Annotated in this window: 15 protein-coding genes and 1 riboswitch; of the genes, 10 read left to right on the plus strand and 5 right to left on the minus strand. The window is 39.5% G+C overall.

The window, feature by feature from the left end:
- Positions 1–54: 54 nt before the first annotated feature.
- Positions 55–1,443 carry a replication-associated recombination protein A gene (locus HXT40_RS02955; protein ID WP_416091192.1) on the plus strand — a complete coding sequence of 463 codons (1,389 nt, stop codon included), beginning with the start codon at positions 55–57 and terminating at the stop codon, positions 1,441–1,443.
- 13 nt (positions 1,444–1,456) lie between these two features.
- On the opposite strand, the gene HXT40_RS02960 is transcribed toward HXT40_RS02955, so the two are convergent.
- The 3 genes from HXT40_RS02960 to HXT40_RS02970 all read right to left on the minus strand — a co-directional run bounded on the left by HXT40_RS02960 (position 1,457) and on the right by HXT40_RS02970 (position 4,894).
- On the minus strand, positions 1,457–1,762 hold the full coding sequence (locus tag HXT40_RS02960) for a YhbY family RNA-binding protein (protein WP_004108863.1): 306 nt from the start codon (positions 1,760–1,762) through the stop codon (positions 1,457–1,459).
- A gap of 190 nt (positions 1,763–1,952) precedes the next feature.
- On the minus strand, positions 1,953–4,277 hold the full coding sequence (locus tag HXT40_RS02965) for an energy-coupling factor transporter ATPase (RefSeq protein ID WP_421777333.1): 2,325 nt from the start codon (positions 4,275–4,277) through the stop codon (positions 1,953–1,955).
- Between the two features lie 47 nt (positions 4,278–4,324).
- A complete protein-coding gene (locus HXT40_RS02970; RefSeq protein WP_004108872.1) occupies positions 4,325–4,894 on the minus strand; it encodes an ECF transporter S component in 570 nt (189 codons plus the stop codon).
- A gap of 6 nt (positions 4,895–4,900) precedes the next feature.
- Positions 4,901–5,047, minus strand: a riboswitch (FMN riboswitch).
- A 72-nt stretch (positions 5,048–5,119) separates the two neighbouring features.
- On the opposite strand from HXT40_RS02970, the gene HXT40_RS02975 reads away from it, so the two are divergent.
- From HXT40_RS02975 to HXT40_RS02985, 3 genes are all read left to right on the plus strand, one after another.
- Positions 5,120–6,154 (plus strand): glycosyltransferase family 2 protein, encoded by a 1,035-nt coding sequence (locus tag HXT40_RS02975; protein WP_102703134.1) that lies wholly within the window; start codon positions 5,120–5,122, stop codon positions 6,152–6,154.
- A 93-nt stretch (positions 6,155–6,247) separates the two neighbouring features.
- The gene (gene ppgK / locus HXT40_RS02980) at positions 6,248–7,021 is read left to right on the plus strand and encodes a polyphosphate--glucose phosphotransferase (RefSeq protein WP_004108876.1); all 774 of its coding nucleotides are present in this window, start codon (positions 6,248–6,250) and stop codon (positions 7,019–7,021) included.
- A 93-nt stretch (positions 7,022–7,114) separates the two neighbouring features.
- Complete coding sequence (locus HXT40_RS02985; protein ID WP_102703133.1) at positions 7,115–8,302, plus strand: pyridoxal phosphate-dependent aminotransferase; 1,188 nt, start codon at positions 7,115–7,117, stop codon at positions 8,300–8,302.
- 19 nt (positions 8,303–8,321) lie between these two features.
- On the opposite strand, the gene HXT40_RS02990 is transcribed toward HXT40_RS02985, so the two are convergent.
- Both HXT40_RS02990 and HXT40_RS02995 read right to left on the minus strand, forming a co-directional pair.
- Positions 8,322–10,538, minus strand: a complete 2,217-nt coding sequence (locus HXT40_RS02990; RefSeq protein WP_421777324.1) for a beta-carotene 15,15'-monooxygenase — start codon at positions 10,536–10,538, stop codon at positions 8,322–8,324.
- A 46-nt stretch (positions 10,539–10,584) separates the two neighbouring features.
- Entirely contained in the window at positions 10,585–12,186 is a 1,602-nt protein-coding gene (locus HXT40_RS02995; RefSeq protein ID WP_012914200.1) for an ABC-F family ATP-binding cassette domain-containing protein, read from the minus strand.
- A gap of 284 nt (positions 12,187–12,470) precedes the next feature.
- Here HXT40_RS02995 and uvrA point away from each other — a divergent pair, with 284 nt between their 5' ends.
- The 6 genes from uvrA to HXT40_RS03025 all read left to right on the plus strand — a co-directional run bounded on the left by uvrA (position 12,471) and on the right by HXT40_RS03025 (position 22,842).
- Entirely contained in the window at positions 12,471–15,362 is a 2,892-nt protein-coding gene (gene uvrA / locus HXT40_RS03000; RefSeq protein ID WP_223293644.1) for an excinuclease ABC subunit UvrA, read from the plus strand.
- A 102-nt stretch (positions 15,363–15,464) separates the two neighbouring features.
- Positions 15,465–17,807, plus strand: a complete 2,343-nt coding sequence (uvrC, locus tag HXT40_RS03005; protein ID WP_421777325.1) for an excinuclease ABC subunit UvrC — start codon at positions 15,465–15,467, stop codon at positions 17,805–17,807.
- A gap of 67 nt (positions 17,808–17,874) precedes the next feature.
- Positions 17,875–19,005, plus strand: coding sequence for a GuaB3 family IMP dehydrogenase-related protein (locus tag HXT40_RS03010; protein ID WP_004106592.1), 1,131 nt, complete (start codon positions 17,875–17,877; stop codon positions 19,003–19,005).
- 366 nt (positions 19,006–19,371) lie between these two features.
- Positions 19,372–19,962 carry a hypothetical protein gene (locus tag HXT40_RS03015; RefSeq protein WP_004106594.1) on the plus strand — a complete coding sequence of 197 codons (591 nt, stop codon included), beginning with the start codon at positions 19,372–19,374 and terminating at the stop codon, positions 19,960–19,962.
- A 287-nt stretch (positions 19,963–20,249) separates the two neighbouring features.
- A complete protein-coding gene (locus HXT40_RS03020) occupies positions 20,250–22,289 on the plus strand; it encodes an AMP-dependent synthetase/ligase (RefSeq protein ID WP_004106596.1) in 2,040 nt (679 codons plus the stop codon).
- A gap of 64 nt (positions 22,290–22,353) precedes the next feature.
- A complete protein-coding gene (locus HXT40_RS03025; protein ID WP_064621633.1) occupies positions 22,354–22,842 on the plus strand; it encodes a peptide deformylase in 489 nt (162 codons plus the stop codon).
- The last annotated feature ends 103 nt before the right edge of the window (positions 22,843–22,945 follow it).

Genomic DNA, 22,945 nt, shown 5'->3' on the forward strand with positions numbered 1-22,945 from the left:
AAGACGCAAAATGCAATCGAACGTTTGTTCTATATGTAGTGTAAGCTGGTATTTATGGAGCAGGATTTATTTGCAGCAAGTAGCGCGCCGAGTGATGTAACTCGTCCGTTGGCAGTGCGTATGCGCCCGAGCAGTATTGAAGACGTGCTAGGGCAGTCGCATGCTCTAAAAGAAGGTTCTCCTTTGCGCAGGCTTGCAAATCCGCAATCTAAAGGTTCTCTTACTGCTCCAAGTTCTGTTGTGTTGTTTGGTCCTCCGGGAGTTGGCAAAACTACGCTCGCTTATATTGTTGCCCGTCAGTCTGGTCGCGTGTTTGAAGAGCTTTCTGCTGTAACTTCTGGAGTTAAAGACGTTCGAGCGGTACTTGATCGCGCGCATGAGCGTTTAGTTAGTAATGGTCAAGAAACAGTTTTATTTATTGACGAAGTTCACCGTTTTTCTAAATCTCAACAAGATGCTTTGCTTCCAAGCGTTGAAAATCGCGACGTAACTTTTATTGGTGCTACTACTGAAAACCCGAGCTTTTCAATCATTAAGCCGCTACTTAGCAGATCAATAGTTGTTAAACTTGAGTCACTTAGCGTTGAAGATTTACACACTCTTATAGAACGTGCACTAACTAGCGAAAATGGTCTTAATAATCAGCTTAAAATCGACGATGACGCTATTGATTCTATTATTCGCTTAAGTGGGGGAGATACTCGCAAAACTCTCACTATTTTAGAGGCGGCTGCAGGGGCAGTAACAGGAGATGTTGCGTTACAGCATGGCAAAAAGAAACCTGTTATTACTGCTGATATTGTTTCTAACGTAATGGATACTACTACAGTTCGTTACGACAAAGATGGCGACGATCACTACGATGTGATTTCTGCTTTTATTAAGTCGATGCGCGGAAGTGATGTTGACGCTTCTTTGCATTATTTAGCGCGAATGCTTAGAGCTGGGGAAGATCCGCGTTTTATTGCAAGGCGAATTATGATTGCTGCTGCAGAAGAAGTTGGTATGGCAGCTCCGCAAATTTTGCAAGTAACTGTTGCTGCAGCTCAAGCAGTTGCTTTAATAGGCATGCCGGAAGCGCGCATTATTCTTTCTGAAGCTGTGATTGCTGTAGCAACCGCTCCTAAATCAAACGCAAGCTACAATGCTATTAATCAGGCTTTGCAAGATGTTGATGCTGGAAATATTGGTCAAGTTCCTCTTCATTTGCGTAACGCTCCAACTGCTTTGATGAAAAGTTGGGGAAACCATGACGGGTACAAGTATGCTCACGATTATCCGGGTGCTGTGGCATCGCAACAGTATATGCCAGATGAGCTAGTTGGTCGCGAATACTATCAGCCGTCGAATCGTGGCTACGAGCATGAGCTTACTCAACGCTTATCTCAAATCCGTGCCATTCTTCACAATTCTGAAAATAAAAATAATAAAACTAATTCGTAAATGTTTTATTCATTTATTCACGCACAAGCATAATGTGTTCAACGCTGTCTAATGGGGATACGCGGAACAAAACAAAACGATTGCCGATTACTTGCACGACTTCGGCACCGAGCTTTTGAGCAAGTGCATCAGCAGCTTCTTTGGCGCTTAATCCGGAACCATCTTGCACAGCACACTTCATGAGCTCGTGGTACTGCATGGTTTCGTCTGCTTGCTTCACAGCTGCATCAGTAATATCGTTCTTGCCAACGTATAAAAGTGGGCTAAGCGTATTAGCGAGCGCGCGAAGCTGCTTAATCTGCTTCTTTGTCAATGCCATAAGGAGTCCTTTCAAATGCAAGTTTTATAACGCAAATATTACATAAATTACATAGTGCTTAACGGATTATACAGTATATTGCGAATTGTTGCATGTGATAATACAAATTTATTTATTGCGCATTTATTCCGTAGTTATTCCGTATTTATTGCGCTTGCTGCAAAAGGTGAAATATTTTCAAAATTTTTTATTACAAAGGTAGCATTTTGCACACAATAATCGCGCTTACAACACAAAGAGTAACTACTAATAGCAGTACATCTTTTATACGCATTTTCCATGAGTGCAAGTGAGTTCTTTCAGCTCCAGGCGCGTAGCAGCGTGCATCTAATGCGAGCGCAAGAATGTCAGCATGGCGAATTACTCCTGCAAAACCTGGCACAATTAAAGCTGTTATGGCGTGTACTCGTTGTTTAAAAGAACCATCTCGAATGCTACTTCCTCGAGCGATTTGCGCTAGTGCCACAGAGTGCGCTTCTGCACTAAGTGTTGGTAAGAACCGTAGCGCTAGGCTCATAATAAGTGCTATTTCTTGCGTTGGTATTCCAATATGTCGAAGTGGTGATAGTAATCGTGTGCAAGATTCGTTAAGTGTTGTCTGACTCATTGTTAATACTAGAACTGCTCCAATGATAATAACAAGCGAGAATCGTGTTGCAAAAAGTATTGCATAGTTAATTCCATCGGTTGTAATAGGAATAGTTGCAATATTTGCTAGCACTGTGCCGGTTCGCACTGCGAGAATGTTAAGTAGTCCGGAGAAAACAAATATTGCAATAATCATGTGCAGCGAAGCAATAAGTTTAACGAATGGTATTTTTGCAGCAACAGTTAGAGTAAATGTTACAAAAGCAAGAATAGCTAACTGTATGTAGTTAGTAATACTAAAAGCACTTAGCATAAGAATAAAGCATGATAGAAGCGTCGCGCGTGGGTCAAAAGATTTAAGTAGTGAAGTTGTTTTTGCTTTTGTGGAACTTTCTTTGTTTTTGGTATTTTCAATATTTTTTGCTGTGCTGCATTCTTTATTGCTTGCTTTATTCCTTGTTTTTAATGTTACTAGTCTTGCGCCTAAATTTTCTGCTTCTTGAAGATTATGCGTAATAAGTATTATGGTTACGCCTTGATTATGTAGCATTCCAAGAATTTTTCGGATACGTAACGCAGCTTCAAAATCTAATCCAGCTGTTGGCTCATCCAGTACGAGTACGCGTGGCTTGCAAGCTAAAACGCCAGCTATTGCAACAAGACGCTGCTGACCTCCAGAAAGCGCAGAAGGTGATTTTTCAGCCAAATTCTCAAGGTTCAGTAAGCGTAGTGTTTCATCCACACGTTCTTTAAGAGCACTGTCTTTTAGCCCAAAATTTTTTGGCCCATAAGCGACATCGTTCCGTACTGTATCAGCAAAAAGCTGTTGTTCTGGCAGTTGCATAACGTAGCCAATTGTTTGATGTAGTTTTTGTCGTATTATTCTAGATGTTTTACCTTTAACAGATATGCCATGTACTGTTATATTTCCTGAATTGGCTTTTAACAATCCACACATTGTTTTAGCAAGAGTTGATTTACCGCAGCCGTTTTCGCCCATTATTGCAACTGTTTCGCCGCTTTTAACAGTGAGTGAATAATCGTCAATAACAGCTGGAGAAGTTTTATCATATTGAACAGTTAGTCCGGAAATTTCTACAGCGATATCTGACTTATTTTCTTTGAATCTGCTATCTGTTAAGTTCTTGTTCTCGCTAATTTTAGTTACATGATTATTTGCTAATTCAATATTAGAAAAGTAAGTTTTTAAACCATTAAAGCTTATTTCTTTCAGGTTACCATTTTCTAGTAAAAGTATGCGATTTGCGCGTTTGCATTCCTCAAAATTATGTGTAATTTGAACGATAGTAGTGCCATTTTTGTGCAAATTATCAAATAAAGCATCAACGTCTTTACGTGCGAACGAGTCGAGCATAGAAGTAGGTTCGTCAAGAACAAGCAGTTTAGAATTCATAGCAATAGCACTTGCTAAAGCTACTCGTTGCTGCTGTCCGCCGCTCATAGTGCTAGGGTCAGCGTAACGTTTATCTTCCATATGAACAGTTTTTAAAGCTTCACTGATACGCTTATACATTGCTTTTTGAGGGAATTGCAAATTTTCTAGTCCAAAAGCAACATCTTCTTCAGTAATTGTGGTAATAATCTGGTCTTCAGGACTTTGGAAAAGTGCACCAATATATTTTCGTGCATTTTTATATGATTCAGCACAAGCAGTAGTATTTTCAAAAACTTTTTCGCCGCACAATGTAGCATAACCGCTATCTGGAGCTGTTAAACCTGCAATAATTTTTGCTAAGGTTGATTTACCAGAACCGTTTAATCCCACAATTGCCACGCGTTCGCCAGGATTAATTGTAAGACTTAAATTATTAAGCGTCCAAGTTTTTCCATCATCGTAGCTAAAGCAAATATTTCGCAACACTACTTGCGAATTGTTTTCAATCATGTGCTTCTTAGCTTCGTTCATGCTATTACTTGTGCTGATATTATGCATAACTATTCCGTTTGGGATAATTATTTATTTTCGTGTAGCAGGTTAGAAATTGGTTTGTAAATAAGCATAGTTACTACTACGTGCAAAGCAAGTTTAATAATATTAAATGGCAGTAATGCTGGAAGAATAAGAGCCGCAACCTGCGAAACAGTTATGTGAGCGTAAAGAGGAGTAATAACAAGATTTCCACCTATTGCAAGAGCAATAGCAACAATCGAGCCTGCCAAAAGTGCAATGATTGCGCCTTTTTTGGTATGCATTTTTTTGTATACGATTGCTGCTGTAACGCTAGCTCCTAAAGATACTAGCACTGCCATAACTGTGCCGAGTGGATTGGTAAATAAGTGTGGTGCAAAGCCGAGTATGCTTACGATTGCTGCAGCTGCAGGACCATACGCGAATCCTGCTACGAGACACACGATTCCAGAAGGATCGTATTTAAGATAGCTGAGGTCTGGAATAAGCGGGAATTCTATGAAACTTACCGCCATTGAAAGTGCCACGAATAGAGCGTATTTTGCTATTTTTTCGCTAGACCAGTTAGAGTTCTTTGCATAAGTTTGGTGATTATTTGTATTAGAAATGCCCATGATGGGTCTCCGTTTCTTTCATCCGGACTGTAACCGTTGGCTTCGGAATTTAACCGAATCAGCAGCTTGTAAGCTGCTCGCGGGCTTCAAAAACGTATGAAACACGTATTTTGTTACCGCCAGTAAGGATTTTCACCTTCCCTGAAACTAACTATTCTTTTGTATCTCATGCTAAGAACATTGTTGTGATAATTGTGTGGCGAGGGTAGGTGCGAGAATACAAGTATGAGCAATACGAGTGCATCAAAAAAAATTAGTACTAATAACGCAACTAGCATTGATAAATTAGCTATTGTTGTTGTCACTTATAAGCGTCAAGAGCTTTTGGAGAATTTATTCCATTCGTTTGAATGTTTAAAAGAATGCCCTTGGCGTATTGTTGTTGTTGACAATGAGTGCAGTGACAAAACCGGCGAAATGGTTGCTCGTCTTGAAGCTTCTTTAACTAATCGTTGGGGTAAAGCTCAAAAAGATTGTGAAGGCAATGAACTTCATGTTGTGTATGCTCCGCAAGATGAAAATCTTGGTGGTGCTGGCGGTTTTAGTGCTGGTGTTAAAAAAGCTTATGAACTTGGAGCTAAGTGGTTCTGGGTTATGGATGACGATGTTGAAACAGTGCCTGAATCTATTGAGCGTCTTGCTCCTTGGACTAAGCGTCACGCTGTTGTTCAAGGAAGTCGTTTAGATTACGACGGCGGTAATTTCTACTGGCAGTATGATTTTTTGGTTCCGCTTGGTATTCCAAATCCTATTGCTCCTGCTGCTTTCGGCAGAGCTGGATACAAAGTTATGAATACGATGTGTTTTGAGGGCGGCTTGATTCGTCGAGATATAGTTGAAAAAATCGGCTTCCCGGATTCGCGCTACTTTATTTACTGGGATGATACTACTTACGGGTATCTTGCGAGTAAGGTTACGAACCCTATTGTTGTTCCGGATATTATTCTTCGTCGCACTCGTGATATTCCTAATTGGGATATTGCAGGAGTGCGTCAGCTAAATTCAACATCGGACATGAATCGTTATCATATTATGCGAAATAGAGGCTTTATGGCTCGCTACTTTATGGTTCATGGCGATTTTCGTCCGTTTATGTTTGCGCTTGGAACTGCTTTAACAGCTGCTAAAGAGATTATTCGTTTGATTGCTGTCGATCGTGAGCATATTATTTCGGGTATTGGTAAATTGTTTACCGGTTGGATTGATTCTCGAAAAATTTTGCACGATCAAGACTGGAAACCTATGCCTTCGTTGAAGTAGAAGTTAGTAAACAGTAAGCGTGTCGTATCAGATATACGATAGAATACTGGTAATTGTCCATACAGCACACATTCAGAGGGGAGTGTTAGTGAAATGATTGACACTGCACAAGCATTTGGCGTCGATATTGGTGGATCCGGTATTAAGGCTGCTCCAGTAAATTTGGAAAAGGGAGAGTTCGCAGAACCTCGATACAAAATTCTCACTCCTGCGGTTTCTACGCCTCAAGCAGTTGCAGATATTGTTCGTCAGCAGCTTGAACATTTTGAAGTACCTGCAGATGTTCCTGTTGGAATTGCGTTCCCTGCTCCAATTAAGCCTGGTAAGAAGCTTGATTTTATGGCAAATCTTGACCAGTCTTGGATTGGTGTTGATGTTACTGAAGTCTTTAGCGAGGCTTGTGGTCGTCCTGTAACAGTAGTTAACGATGCCGATGCTGCTGGTTTAGCTGAGCAGCGTTTTGGTGCAGCAAAAGACAAGGATGGCTTGGTTATTGCTACTACTCTTGGCACTGGTATTGGCACGGCTTTGATTTACAACGGTGTGCTTATTCCAAACACTGAGCTTGGTCATATTCAGCTTGAAAAAGGTAAAGGCGATGCTGAAAAGTACGCTGCTTCTTCTGTTCGTGAAAAGTTGGATATGGGCTATAAGAAGTGGGCTAAGCGTTTGACTAAGTACTATGGCTTGATGGAAAAGTATTTCAACCCAGATTTGTTTGTTGTCGGTGGTGGTGTTAGCCGCGTAAGCGAAAAGTTCTTGCCGCATATCGATATTAAAACTCCTATTGTTGTTGCAACATTGCATAATGAGGCTGGAATTATTGGTGCAGCTTACTATGCAATGCAAAAAATGCAGCAAAACTAAAAAATAACTAAATATTATTTGTTATCTATTGAGCTGGGTGAGCAGTTTATGCTGCAGCCCAGCTTTTGTTATGCCAAGTGTTAGGGTAGTTTCGTGCGATTTTCTTCTAGAGTAGATGTGAGTGAGCCAAATCCTATTATTTTAGCTCAGCGAAAAGCTATTTTTAATGGCGTAAAGCTTACTAAATTAAACGATTCCAATCCAACGTCTCACGGCTTAGCTCCTCAATGTTTAAGCGGACGTTACACAGCAGACCCTAGAGGTCCTAAGGAAATTCGCGATATTCTTTCAAACTTCATCAATAAGCGAGATAACCGCACTGAAAAGTCTGTTCCACCAAAGCTTAATCCAGATCAGCTTTATGTGCTTTCTTCAACTTCTCAAGCTTACGCATGGCTTATGATGCTTTTATGCGATGCAGGGGATGCTGTTATGGGACCAACTCCTGGATATCCTCTTATAGAGTCTATTGCACGCTTGCAATGCGTGAATGCAATACCGTATCCTTTGCACTATGATGGTTCTTGGACTATTGATATTGCGCGTGTTAGAGAACTTTTAGAAGATGCGTCTTTGCGTATTAAAGCTCTTGTGCTTATTAATCCAAATAATCCTACAGGCTCATATGTTAAGCCTGAAGAACGTGAAATACTATTGCAATTATGTCGTGATAATGGTGTTGCGATTATTGCAGACGAAGTATTTTATGAATATTCGCTTGAATCTTTTGCTGGCAATGCTCGTTTTGCTGGAGAATCTGCTACTTTAGTTTTTGCGCTTGATGGATTCTCCAAAATGCTTGCTGCTCCTCACGCAAAAGTTGGTTGGATTGAAGTTTCAGGTCCTAAAGATGATGTTTATGAAGCACAAAAAAGGCTTGACGTTATAGCGGATGATTTTTTGCCTATTGGTAATACTGTTTCTGAGCGAATACCAGAATTATTGCAATATGCATCTTCTCAAAGCGCTATTGTACGAAATCGTGTTATTAATAATCTGCATGCGCTTCGAGAAACGTTGGTATCTACGCCTAAATGCTGTGTTAGCGCGTTGCGTGCAGAAGGCGGATGGAATATTTTATTGCGTGTACCATCTTGCATTGACGATGATGTATTAGCTTTGAGATTGATGAAAGATTATAATCTAGTTTCTCAACCTGGATATTATTTCGATATGCCAGTTAATGGGTATTTAGCATTGTCATTATTGCCAGAGCCGCAACAGTTTATTAGCGGATTACATGCGCTTCTTCGAACTGTAGATGCATTGTTAGAAGAATAGTAATTATATAAATAATTATTTAAAACAGTGTCATCCAATTTCTAAACGCGAACCATAAGTTTGGATTAAAACGAAGCGTGCTGTCTTCACGTCCTGTAACAAACCAACTGAGTACAGCGATAGCAATAGATGCAAATAGCAATACTGCTACAAGTAAGCGTATTGTGTAAGCAATAGTTTTTTTATGTAAAGAATTTTCTGATTGCAAGGTGGACGCATACTCTAAAAGCAAGCTAATTCCAATTGCGGCAGCTATGGCAAAAGCCCATGCAAAATCAGCAATATATCTCCATCCGATACCAGCTTTTAAACTGTCAAAAACAATAAGAACAAGCCCAACTATTATAGCTATTACGCTTGTTTGCCAAGCAATATGCGTGCGGCAGCGTTTTTTCATAATAAATACGCATATTATGCCAACTAATGCCAATGGTGAAAGTGTAAACATTCCGCCAATCATAGGCTCTGCATATTGCCAACGGTCAAATGCAATAGGCTGAATACCAATCCAAGGAAAAGTTGGAATAAAACGTAAAGGTAGCGCAATATAGCTGAAAATAGACGGCAAAATATTTTGTGACGGCAAACGCATAGTCGTCATGTCAGTAATAGTTATTTGATACTCATTGCCAAAATTTAACGGTGAGCCAAAGCGCAAAAGATTATAAATGCCAAATGGAATTGCAGTAATTACGCATGGCAGTATCCAAGCTGCAAAATATTTAAAAGGCTTATGCCATGAAGAAACTTGTTTCCAGTTGCGCAAAATATTTGGTAAATCTTTTTCTATATGCGAATAAATTGCAGGAAGTGCAAAAAGAACAGCTATAGAAAAAGTAGGTCTACATCCTAAATTTAATGCAATAAAGAAAGAACCTAAAACAATATTTAGCAAAGAGTGTGTTCTATTAAAACCTAGGTAGCACCACAATCCAAGAGATGTGAAGAAAAGTGAGGCTGCCATAGGTACGGAATAAAATGACGTTCTAAACCACAAATACACTGTATTTGAAGTAATGAAGAATAAAGCAAGAACAATGGATGTCGTTCCTAAAGATACTTTTTTTGAAGTCTGCTCAATAATTCGAATAACCAATAGGGAACCTGCGATAAGAAAACCAATTAAGAATATTATCGTGGCTACTGTTGTTGGAAGCATAGAGCCTTCAGGAGTCCATAGTCTTGAAATAATGCGATAAGGCAAAAATAGCAATACTGCAGGAAGAACTCCAAAGTAGGAGTACCAGTGACCTTTGTAGTATGCGTAATCCCAATACATATGCTGTACTGAGTGGTTTAACAAATTATTTCTAGCCGTAGGGTCGTAAGGATTTTGCAAGTGTTCTAACTCATTAGGAACAGGAAGATTTAAATGCACTTGACCTTTTAACAATGCGTCTGCAGTGTGAGCATATTGATCAAAATCATATGCATAATTACCGTTTGTATAAAAATGCATAGGAGTTGCGTTTCGTAAATTCCAAAAAATAGTTATTAAACCAACAGCAATAAATGGAAGAAGAGAAGCAGCAAAGCAGCAACGTTGAATAAGACTATGAGTGTTGAGTTTAATTTTCCAAAGCTTGGACCAAGGATTCCAAAGCGTAACAAAAAATGCAAAAATAGCAAGTATTAATACGCGACCCCATGACCATCTAAAAGGCACTCGAACGTTTGCTCTTGAGTCTTCAATATTCAATATTGATCCTATTGGATGTTGCAGCCACACTCTAACAATGCAAGATTTCCCTATTGCTTGTTTTGGAAGTTTAAGCAAAGATGGGTTTAGAGAAGCAGTGTTTGTGCTTTGAGGTTTGCTTAAGTATTTGTTTGCTTCAACTAAAACATTGATGTTTGAAATAAGATTATTATTTTTGCTTTTCTTTTTAATAATCGCAGGCTCTAAGCGAATATAAGGCGAACTTCCGTCGGATGTTACTTCTAAATATGCTTCTGAAGGATCCGTTATAAGAATGCCGCCGGAAGCTAAGCGTCTAATTCCAGAACCTATATCGTTGTGCGCAGAAATGCTATCTGTGCTTCCTGTAACACTGCTCCAAAATGGCAGATTTCCAATAGAACATTCAAATAAGGTTATAAGAATTATTACGATGAATGGTATTCGCAAAAAATGTAGCGTACGTTTTATGCAATGTTTGTCAATTTGATTGCTTATACGACTGTTGTCACTATTTGCCGTATTTGGCAAAGTCTTAGACGCGTACGTTGAAATCACTGCTTAACCATTCTATTGCACAATTCAAGTAATTCAGTTCAACATTTTACTCTTCGGCAACTAAATCGAGATATTCGTCATTCCACAAGTCTTCGTCGCCATCAGGCATGAGTAGCACTCGCTCAGGTTGTAAGGCTTGAACTGCACCCTCATCGTGTGTAACAAGAACAATTGCTCCCTCATACTTTGCAATAGCTTTAAGTATTTCATCTCGAGATGCTGGGTCTAAGTTGTTAGTAGGTTCGTCTAGTAGTAGCACATTGGCCTTGGAAGTGACTAGTGTTGCAAGTGCTAGACGCGTTTTTTCGCCACCTGAAAGCACTCTTGCAGGCTTCATTGCGTCGTCGCCGGAAAACAGGAAGCTGCCAAGCATAGAACGTGCTTGCGTGTCATCCAGGTTTGGTGCAACATGCTGAAGGTTTTCCAAAACTGTAGAATCCAAGTCTAATGTATCGTGTTCCTGTGCAAAATAACCGATTTTGCATCCGTGTCCGTATTGAACTTCACCAGTATCTGCTGTTTCTTCTCCTGCCAAAATGCGTAATGTTGTTGTTTTTCCAGCACCGTTATAGCCTAGAATGACAACGCGTGAACCTTTGTCTATAGCAAGATTAATTCCAGCGAAAACAATATTAGAACCATACGCTTTGGAAATATCTTTTGCCATAATTGGAGTTTTTCCGCATGCAGCTGGTTCTGGAAAACGAATATCTGCAACTTTTTCTTGTTTTTGAGCTTCACTTGTTTCGCTTAATAGGCGTTCAGCTCTTCGCATCATGTTTTGAGCAGCAACTGCTTTTGTAGCTTTAGCATGCAAGCGAATGCCTTGTTTCATAAGGCGTTCAGCTTTCTTTTCTGCAACTTCTCGTTCGCGACGACGTCTTTCTTCGTCTACTACGCGCTGATGCAAGTATGCTTTCCAACCCATTGAGTACATGTCTATTTTTGCAAGTTGCGCATCTAAATGCCATACTTTGTTGACTACTTCGTCTAGTAATTCTGTGGAGTGAGAAATTACTAGGAATCCGCCTTCAAATCGTTTAAGATAATTGCGCAACCATATTATTGAGTCTGCGTCTAAGTGGTTTGTAGGCTCATCGAGAATTAATGTATCTGCGTCAGAAAACAGAATTCTAGCAAGTTCTATGCGGCGACGTTGACCACCTGAAAGTGTTCCTAAAGCTTGTTGCATAACTTCTTGTGGAAGTCCCAAGCTTGTTGCCATCGATATTGCTTCAGATTGCACTGAATAACCGCCTGCTTTTTCAAAATCTTGCATTGCTTTGTCGTAGCGGTTCATAGCTTTAGTCATTATGTCTGGATCTGGATCTGTCATTTCTTTTTCCGCTTTGCGAATACGCGAAACGATAGAAGCAATATCTCGAGCACTCATAATGCGATCTATAACACTTTGCTCTGGGTCTGCTGCGTGCGTGTCTTGAGGTAAGTAGCCTAAACCTCCACTAACTCTAACCGAGCCTCCTGCTGGCAGCATGTCTCCTGTAATAACGCGAGTAAGCGTAGTTTTGCCTGCGCCGTTTCTGCCGACTAAACCGATCTTATCTCCCTTTGTGACGTGAAAATCGGTAGGATTTAACAGCGTTCGCGCACCAATCTGAATGGTTAAAGCTTGTGCGTCAATAGGCATAATGTCTGTTCCGTTCCCCAAAATTTAGGCTGTTAGTATTTATTACTTATAAAAGTCATAACCAAACCCACCATTATACTGCTTACTGGTAACGAATACAGCATGTGGTTGATAGTCAAATACTTTACTTTTTCGAACACTTGTTCTATAATTTTCTTGTTAGTAATAAAATTGGGTATTGGTTGGGAATATTCAAGTGATTATGGGGAAGTGTGGAGGTAATTGTGTCAAAACAGGCGAATGAACAAAATGACTCGTTGCAAGAATTGCTTGATAATGCTCCTATGAGCGCTAACAACGGTACTTTTATAGCTGATTTATCTAGTATTCCTTCTGAATGGAAAATAACTATCCAGGGTGCTAGAGAGCATAATCTAAAAAATGTAAGTTTATCGATTCCTAGGAATCGTATGGTTGTTTTTACTGGTCTTTCTGGATCTGGTAAGTCCTCGCTTGCGTTTGATACGCTTTTTGCAGAAGGTCAGCGACGCTATGTTGAGTCGCTTAGTGCTTATGCTCGCCAATTTTTAGGACGTATGGATAAGCCTGATGTTGATTTTATTGAGGGCCTAAGTCCTGCTGTTTCTATTGATCAAAAAACTACGAATCGTAATCCTCGTTCTACTGTTGGAACTATTACAGAAATATATGATTATTTGCGATTATTGTTTGCTAGGATTGGTGTGCCTCACTGTCCTGAATGTGGTCAAATAGTAAGCTCTCAAACTCCTCAGCAAATGACTGATTCGTTGCTTGCTATGCCAGAACGTACGAGGTTACAAATTCTTGCTCCAGTAGTTCGTGGTCGTAAAGGAGAATTTAAAGACACGCTTGAGCTTTTGCGCTCAGATGGTTATGCTCGTGCGATTATTGACGGACAAATGCATGAGCTTTCTGAAGATATTACTCTTACTAAACAGAAGAAACATACAATTGAAGTAGTAGTAGATCGTTTAGTTATTAAAGATGGCATTCGTGTTCGATTAACTGATTCGATTGAAACAGCATTAAAACTATCTAAGGGAGTAGTAATTGCTGATTTTGTTGACGAACCAGAAGACTCACAAACGCGTCGTAAATCATTTTCGGAGCATCGCGCATGCCCAAATAATCATCAATTAGAGCTTGATGAGATTGAGCCTAGAACATTTTCATTCAATGCTCCTTATGGTGCTTGCTCTGAATGTTCTGGCATTGGATACAATCTCGAAATTGATCCTGAACTTGTTATCCCAGACCCAGACAAATCTCTTGCGCAGGGAGCTATTGAGCCGTGGGCAATGAATAAGTCAGCTGGAATGTATTATCAGCACATACTTTCAGGACTTGCTAAAGATTTGCATTTTGATATGAATACTCCGTGGAAGGATCTAGCGGAAGACGTTAAACATGACATCATGTATGGTCATGATTTCACAGTTCAAGTTTCCTACACAAATAGGTGGGGGCGTCAGCGTGAATATTCTACTGGCTTTGAAGGTGTAGTTCGTACGCTTATGCGCAAACATGACGAAACTGATTCTGATCAAATGCGTCAATATTATGAGTCGTATATGCGTGAAGTTCCATGCCAAAAATGTAATGGAAAGCGTTTACGTCCAGAAGTTCTTGCGGTTACAGTATCTAATACTTCCATAGCTGAAGTTTGCGATATGCCAGTAGAGCGAAGTCTAGCATGGGTAAATGCTTTGCATTTGGATGGTTCTCAAGCAGTAATTGCAACAGAAATATTAAAAGAGATTCGTGCTCGACTTGGTTTTTTGAACGATGTGGGTTTAAGCTATCTCACTCTTTCAAGAGCTGCAAAAACTTTGTCTGGTGGAGAGGCTCAACGTATTCGTTTAGCTACTCAAATTGGATCAGGTTTAGTTGGTGTTATGTACGTGCTTGATGAGCCGTCTATTGGATTGCATCAAAGAGATAATGAGCGTTTGATTGCAACATTGCATCATCTGCGAAATCTTGGTAATACGCTTATTGTTGTTGAGCATGATGAAGATACTATTCGTCAGTCCGATTGGCTTGTTGATATTGGTCCAGAAGCTGGCGAGCATGGAGGAGAAGTAGTATATTCAGGTCCGTCTGATGGAATTATTAAAGCTCAGCGTTCAATTACTGGAGATTATATTGCTCACAGACGCTCAATAGATGTGCCAAAACAACGTCGTAGTGTAGACGAAAATCGTATGCTCCATATAATTAATGCCCATGAGCATAATTTAAAAAATATTGATGTAAGCATACCTTTGGGAGTATTCACATGCATAACGGGTGTATCTGGATCTGGTAAATCAACACTTATAAACTCAATTTTATATCCTGTTCTTGCAGACAAACTAAATGGTGCTCGAATTGTTCCAGGAAAGCACAAACGTATTGATGGTATTGAGCTTTGTGACAAAGTAGTGCATGTCGATCAGAATCCTATAGGAAGAACTCCTCGTTCTAATCCAGCAACTTACACTGGTGTTTGGGATAAAATACGTTCATTGTTTGCTCAGACTCCAGAAGCAAAAGTTCGTGGCTATGGTCCTGGTCGCTTCTCGTTTAATGTTAAAGGAGGCAGATGTGAAGCATGTCATGGCGACGGTACTTTAAAAATAGAAATGAACTTTTTGCCTGACGTATACGTAGAGTGTGAAGTTTGTCATGGTAAACGTTATAACCGTGAAACTTTGGAAGTTACATATAACGGAAAGTCTGTTGCAGATGTTCTTAATATGCCTATTTGTGAAGCTGCAATATTTTTCAAAGCATATCCTTCTATTTCTCGATATTTAGATACTTTAGTAAAAGTTGGCTTGGGCTATATTCGTCTTGGTCAAAGCGCAACAACGCTTTCTGGCGGTGAGTCTCAACGAGTAAAGCTTGCTACAGAGCTGCAGAGAAGATCTACTGGTAAAACAGTTTATATTCTTGATGAACCTACTACTGGACTGCATTTTGAAGATGTTAGGAAACTTCTAGCGGTTTTGCAATCTCTTGTAGATAAAGGCAACAGTGTTATTGTAATTGAACATAATCTTGATGTTGTGAAATCTGCAGATTGGATTATTGATTTAGGTCCAGAAGGAGGAGATAAAGGCGGAACCTTAGTTGCAGAAGGTAGTCCTGAGAGCGTAGCGCGTAATGGCGAGAGTTGGACAGGTAAATTCCTTAAGCAAATGTTACATTAAGCGTTCAAAAAAGTTACCGATCTGTAATTTGCTGAACTGAGAAATTTACTCGACAAATCTTATGAATAGTTGCATAAATCTTGTTTAGGAAAGGAGGTGAAAATGAAAGATAATGATCTTAATAAAAATTCTTATAAAGCATATGATTTGCAAGAAGAAAATAGGATGAGAGATAGTGAAAAATCGCGTAAAACGCAAGCAATAATAGATGAACAGTTTTCGAAAGATTCATCATTTGATGATGAAAGAGTAAATGCATTAGGAGCTCCATTGCTTGGTGATACCCGTGATTTATTCCGTCCAGCTTCTCGTGATATTCCAGCGCAACCTGGAGTATACAAGTGGCGTGATGGCGAGGGGCGAGTTATTTACGTTGGAAAAGCAAAAAATTTACGCAATCGTTTAGCGAATTATTTTCAACCTCTTTACCAACTTCATCCTAGAACTCAATCTATGGTTCTTACAGCTCGCAGTTTGGAATGGACTGTTGTAAGCACTGAATTTGAGGCTCTTACACTTGAATATACTTGGATTAAAGCTTTTAATCCTAGGTTTAATGTAGTTTTTCGTGACGATAAAACATATCCTTATGTTGCAGTTTCGCTAGAGGAAACTTTTCCAAGAGTATGGATTACTAGAAATCGTAGTGCGCGGCATGCTAGATATTTTGGTCCGTATGCAAAAGTGTGGCCTCTTCGTCATAGTTTAGATTCTTTACTTAAAACTTTTCCTATTCGCACATGCTCATCCTCTGTTTTTAGCAAAGCTCATAGGACTGGTAGACCTTGCTTATTTGCTTCGATTGGTAAATGTTCAGCTCCTTGTATAGGAAACATAGATCCTAGCGAACATCGCAAGATGGTAGAACATGTAGTTGGCATACTTACAGGCAGTGTTGGAGAGTCTTATATTTCACAAATTAAGAATGAGATGAAAGAAGCAAGTGAAGAGCTAGAATTTGAGCGTGCAGCTAAATTGCGTGACGAAATTGCTGTTTTGAACACTATTTTGCAACAAAATGCAGTTGTGTTTGACAATGATGTAGAAGCAGATGTTTTTGGATTCTGCGGAGATGAGCTTGAAGCGTCAATTCATGTATTTTTTGTCAGAGCTGGAATGATTCGTGGAGAGAAAAATTGGTCGGTAGAACGAAATGAGCATATCAGTGACAGTGATCTTATAGCTGATTTATTAACTCGCGTATACGCAGAATATGAGCAAAATTACACACAAAACCATGAAGATACTATTAGCATTAAGAAAGTTCGCGACGCTGTTAGCTCTACGCAGCAAGCTACTGCAACTGATGTAATATTGCGAGCGCAAGCTACTAAAACTCGTCGTGAACGTCAAGAGAGAACAGGTCGTGAGGATTTACTTGCTCCTATTTCGCCTGTTCCTCGTGAGATTATAGTTCCAATTAAAATTTCTGATGAACGTAAGCAAGAGCTTGAATTGTGGCTTAGCAATATTCGTGGTTCTCAAGTAAGTATTAGAGTTGCAGAGCGCGGAGAAAAACGTGCTCTTATGGATCGTGCAAACGATAATGCTAGTCAGGAATTGAAACGAATAAAATCTAGCCGTATTAACAGCATAGATATGAGAACAGAAGCTATGAACGAAATAGCAAAAGCGCTTGGAATGAGTAAATCTCCTTTGCGAATTGAATGTTATGATATTTCAAATACAGTTGATGGCAGTTATCAAGTTGCTTCTATGGTTGTTTTTGAAGATGGTGTTGCTCGTCCTAGTGAGTACCGTCATTTTGCGGTTCGAGGTGAACATGGTGATGGTAAAATAGATGATTTAAGTGCTGTTTATGAAACATTATTGCGAAGGTTTAAGCATAAAGATGTTTATGCAGAAAATAGGCTTGATGCATCAGATTCATCAGATACATCAGATACATCTGACTCATCTGATATTAATATTTGCGATGCTAACAGTATTTCTAATAAGCATTTTTCAGGTAATTCATTGACTAGTGCGCGGCATTTTGCTTATAAACCTCAATTAATTATTGTCGATGGAGGAAAAGAACAAGCAAAAGCTGCTAAAAGAGCTATGAGAGATGCTGGCGTAAGTGATATTACTGTTTGTGGTTTAGCTAAGAAGCTTGAAGAAGTGTGGCTTCCTGACGAAGATTATCCAATCATTTTTAAGAGAAGCTCAGAAGGATTGTATTTATTGCAGCGTGCTAGAGACGAGTCTCATCGTTTTGCTATTTCGTATCATCGTAAATTGCGAAGAAAAGGTTCATTGCATTCTACTTTTGATGCAATTCCTGGAATTGGAGCAGTGTATCGCAAGCGTTTGCTTGCATCTTTTGGTTCAATAAAATCTTTGAAAAATGCTTCATTAGAAGATTTGCAAAAAGTACCTGGAATTGGCGAGAATAAAGCAAAAGCTATATACAGTGCTTTGCGTAAAAATAATGATAAATAGCTTTTGAATTACTATGAGTCTTACTATGAGTCGTAACTCGTCAGCATAAGGCACTAGCCTAAGAAGTATGTCTCAGGAAATTGAAATTGGTTTGGGCAAAAAAGCCCGAGTTGCATATTCGCTTGACGATATTGCTATTGTTCCTTCGCGCCGCTCGCGTGATCCTCAAGCTGTATCTACTTCATGGCAAGTAGATGCTTACACGTTTGATATCCCAATTATTGCTGCTCCGATGGATTCTGTTACTAGCCCGGATACTGCGATTGCAATTGGTCAAATGGGTGGTCTTGGAGTTCTTGATCTAGAAGGTTTATGGACTCGATATGAGAATCCAGAACCTTTGTTAAAAGAAATAGCTGAGATGCCGTCAAATATTGCAACCCGCCGCATTCAGGAGATTTATACTGAGCCAATCAAACCAGAATTGATTGCAAAGCGTTTGCATACAATCAGAGATGCTGGAGTGACAGTAGCAGGAGCTCTTTCTCCACAACGCACGCAAGAATTATATAACACTGTGCTAGAAGCTGGTGTTGATTTATTTGTGATTCGCGGAACAGCAGTATCTGCGGAACATGTTTCTAAAGATCATGAACCTCTTGATTTAAAGAAGTTTATTTACGATCTCGATGTCCCTGTTATTGTTGGAGGTTGCGCGGATTATACTTCTGCTCTTCATTTGATGAGAACTGGAGCTGCAGGTATTTTAGTCGGATTTGGCGGCGGAGCAGTATCCGCAACAATGAATACTTTAGGTGTGCAAGCACCTATGGCTACTGCCATTGCGGATGTTGCTGAAGCTCGTAGGGATTATATGGATGAATCCGGCGGTCGTTACGTGCAAATTATTGCTGATGGAGGAATGGGTAATTCCGGCAGCTTTATTAAGGCTCTTGCAGTTGGAGCTGACGCAGTTATGCTTGGTACTCCATTAGCTCGCGCAACTGAGGCTCCTGGTCATGGCACTCATTGGGGTGCTGAGGCTCGCCATTCATCACTTCCTCGTGGCATGCGCTCAAATGTTGGCACTGTGGCTCCGTTAGAAAATATTCTTTTCGGTCCAAGTCATGAAGCAGATGGTACTACAAACTTTGTTGGTGCATTGCGCAGAACAATGGCTTCTACAGGTTATGTTGATGTTAAGAGCTTCCAGCGTTGCAACGTAGTATTTAACCCATTCCATCAGGATATTCGTTAGTGTTATAAGTATGATGCTTATTGCATAAAATATGGCGGTTCAGTAATTTGCTCTGAGCCGCCATTTTTGTTTTCAAAATTGTTATATCTATATGAACATTCTATTGATTTATGCATAAATATGATTTTTTAGCTATATTTGCTATTCTTTTAAACCGTAATGTGTATAATTCAACACGCATAAAATCGTTTATTTTCAATAAAAACGACGAATATTTTGTAATTTATCCACATTTTTATTAATTACGCAGTTAGAGAAAAATTACGTTGTAAGCTTTTATCTAAACTCGTTTAGTTTGTAGAAATATAAGCTTAACAAGTTTTAAATAACAACAGTTTTAAATAATTGTTAAAACAGGAGAGAAACATGAAGATAGATTTTGCTGATGCCTATGGCATGGAAGATAACGATTACAGTGATGATGAGCTGAAAGATAAGTCCTCAAAGACTAAGAAAAACAATGACGAGGATCCTCCACATGTTTTCTGTAGACCTCGTATTAGCTTGCCTGTATATGAGGGTGAAGTTAGTGTTGGTTTTTCGCGTGAATGCTTGAAATACCATGTTGGAATGTGTTATTTCGACAGTAGAGATGAGCAGGCTTTTGTTAATTTAGCTTTAAAAACTTGTCAAATTGCTTGCATAGCTGCAGATATTTCGAGAGGTAGGCCTATTTCTCCAGCAATGTCGCAGCTTTTAACAAAAAGTTGTATTACTAAATTAACTAACATGTGGAAACTGATGGATGAGTATTTCACTGATAATAACGATTCGGAAACTCGCTCTGCTGTGCGTAGTTTTCCTGCAGTTCCGAGTTTGTTTAATGGAATGCTAGTCAGCCCGAATCATTTTGAAGGTGTTGTGCGCATTTGTGCAGGACCTGTGAAATACTGGGCGTCGTTATCTTTGGAATTGAAAAATAATCGTTGGATTTGCACGTATGCAGATCTAGGATAAAATCGTCGCTTATAGTAGGTAGCTGAAATAAGACATCTATGATAATGCGTTTGAAGACTTATGTACATATATTCAAATAAATATGAGCCCCTTATTGCTTGATTTGCTGATTTTTCAACAATTTTAGCAATAAAGGGGTTCACTTTTGTAAGATTAAACATTCTAACTTGTACGACTTGTAGAATCTAAGTTTTTTCCCAGTGTTTGTTTGTAAATGACAATATTAAGTATTATTTTTTGTACTTCGTGCAGTCGTGTCGATTCTGTTATCAAGTACAATAAATAATATGCTCCGAGAATTTGCTGTAGAAGCCATTCACCCAACTCAAGACGGTGATACCATTTATTCCTTACTCGCCAATCGTGCTATGCGTAGCCCACAAGACTTGGTTGCTCAATGGCAAGACGATGAAACTCGTCGTTGGCATGATGTTACTTCATCTGAAATGCTCGCGAAAGTTCGTGCAGTAGCTCGAGGCTTAATAGCACTCGGAGTTCAGCATGGCTCCAAAGTTGTTATTTACTCTGCTACATGTTATGAGTGGGGTATTGTCGATTTTGCTTGTGCATGTATTGGTGCTGTAAGCGTTCCTATTTATGAAACAGATTCAGCATTGCAGGCAGCTGACATTATCGATGAAGTTAAGCCAGTTATTGCTTTTGCTGGAGACGATGCGCATGCTCAATGCTTAGAGCGTGTTCGTCAGGATCATAAACATATAACTTTGAAAACCGTATTTAATTTCAAAGCTGGTGGCTTGGAAGCAGTTGTTGATTTTGGTAGATCTATTACTGAGGATGAGCTTAATAAAGCTGTTGATGTTGTTAAGGCAGATGATTTAGCTACTATTGTTTACACCTCTGGCTCGACTGGTAGACCTAAAGGCGCAATGCTTTCAAATCGTAATTTTACGCATATTGTTTTTGCTGGTTACGATGTTCTTAACGATATGTTATGCAAACCAAATCGTTTGCTTTTATTCCTTCCATTGGCGCATTGTTTTGCTCGGTACATTCAATATGTTGCTATTGGTGCTCACGGTGTTATTGGATATGTGCCTAATGCTAAGCATCTTTTGGCTGATTTGCGTAGTTTTAAGCCTACGTATTTACTTGGCGTGCCTAGAGTTTTTGAAAAAGTTTATAATGCTGCGTCACAAAAAGCTGGTGCTGGCATAAAGGGTCGTATCTTTGCTAAAGCTGTAAAGCATTTCATTCAATGGTCTCGCGACAATGTTGAAGGTAAAACTCATTCTCTTGCTGCACGCATGAATCATGCGATGTACATGAAAACAGTTGGTTCTTCTATTCGTTCAGCTTTAGGTCCTAATCTTTCATGGTTAGCTTGCGGTGGAGCTCCAATGGATGCTGATTTGGCTCATTTCTTTAATGGTCTTGATGGTATTACTTTTATTCAAGGGTATGGAATGACTGAAACTGCCGCTCCTTGTGTAGTTAATTTTGAGCATGCAAATCAAGTTGGATCTGTAGGTCGACCTGGTCCTGGTATAGCTATCCGTCTTGCTGACGACGATGAAGTGCTTATTAAAGGTCCTAACGTATTTATGGGATATTTCAATAAGCCTGAGCTTACTGCAGAAGTTATTGACGAAGATGGATGGTTGCATTCAGGCGATCTTGGCTCAATAGATGATGAAGGATTCTTGTCTATTACTGGTCGCAAAAAAGATATTATTATTACTGCCGGTGGCAAGAATATAAGTCCTGCTCCTATGGAAGGTATTATTGCTCAATGCCCATTAGTTTCTCATGCTGTAGTAGTGGGCGATGGTAAGCCATTTGTTTCTGCTTTAATTGAGCTTGATCCAGATATGGTTCGTTCTTGGCTAAAGAATAAGGGTATGGATGTTAACCTTACTATGAGTGAGATTGCTACTAACGAAGCAGTGCGTTCAGTAATTCAGCAATTTATTGACCAAGCTAATAGTACTGTTTCTCGCGCTGAGTCTGTTCGTAAGTTTGTTATTTTGCAAGATGAATTTACTCAAGATGCTGGAACCTTGACTCCAAGTATGAAGATTGTTCGTCCGAAGATTCTTGCTCGCTATGCTGATATTATCGAAACGCAATTGTATGCTCCAAAGCCTAATACTCGTCCTTTGCCAGCAACTGTAAAGATTCTCGATAAAACTACTGAGACTGTTAAGCAAGCACAGGAGACTGTTAAGCAGGCTCAAGAAGCTGTAACTCCTCGAGTACGTCAAGCTATCGATCAAGCTGCGAATCATTTGAAGCGTTTTGGTGAAGAATCTTCATCAGATTCCTCTTCGACATCGCATAGTGATCATAATGAACATGTCGAGTAAAAAGCTTACATATTTGTAGTTGTTTTTTCGTTATTCCTACTTACATAAAAGAAAGAGTAATCGAGTGTCTATTAGAAAAATTCGTATTGTTCCGGATCCCGTATTGCGAACTCCTTGTGATGAGATTCGTGAAATTACGCCAGCTGTGAAACATTTAGTCGATGATTTATTGGAAACGGTAAATGATCCAGGTAGAGCTGGATTGTCTGCTAATCAGATTGGTGTAAGTTTTAGAGCTTTTTCTTACAATATAAATGGTCGAATTGGCTATATTCTAAATCCAGTAATTGAAGAGCTAAAAGGTGAACAGTACGACGACGAGGGTTGCCTTTCTGTTCCGGGATTATGGTACAAAACTAGGCGTGCAAATTATGCTAGAGCTTGTGGAATTGATTTAGATGGTAAGACTGTAGTGCTTGAAGGTGAAGGTCTTATGGCTAGAATGATTCAGCATGAGTGTGATCATTTAGATGGTCATATTTATTTAGATAGGCTTGAAAAGGATGTGCGCCGTCAAGCGTTGCGTGAGTTGCGCAATAATATGCGTAGCTAAGTTTTAGTTTTTATGCGTTATGTGTAAATAATTTTTTAAAAGTTATCGGCATTTTTGTTGCTTTTATTGCTACAAGGATGCCGATTTTTGGTATTGAGTATCT

The sequence above is a fragment of the Gardnerella sp. DNF01180P genome (assembly GCF_049244205.1).
GTDB classification, from domain to species: Bacteria; Actinomycetota; Actinomycetes; order Actinomycetales; family Bifidobacteriaceae; genus Bifidobacterium; species Bifidobacterium swidsinskii.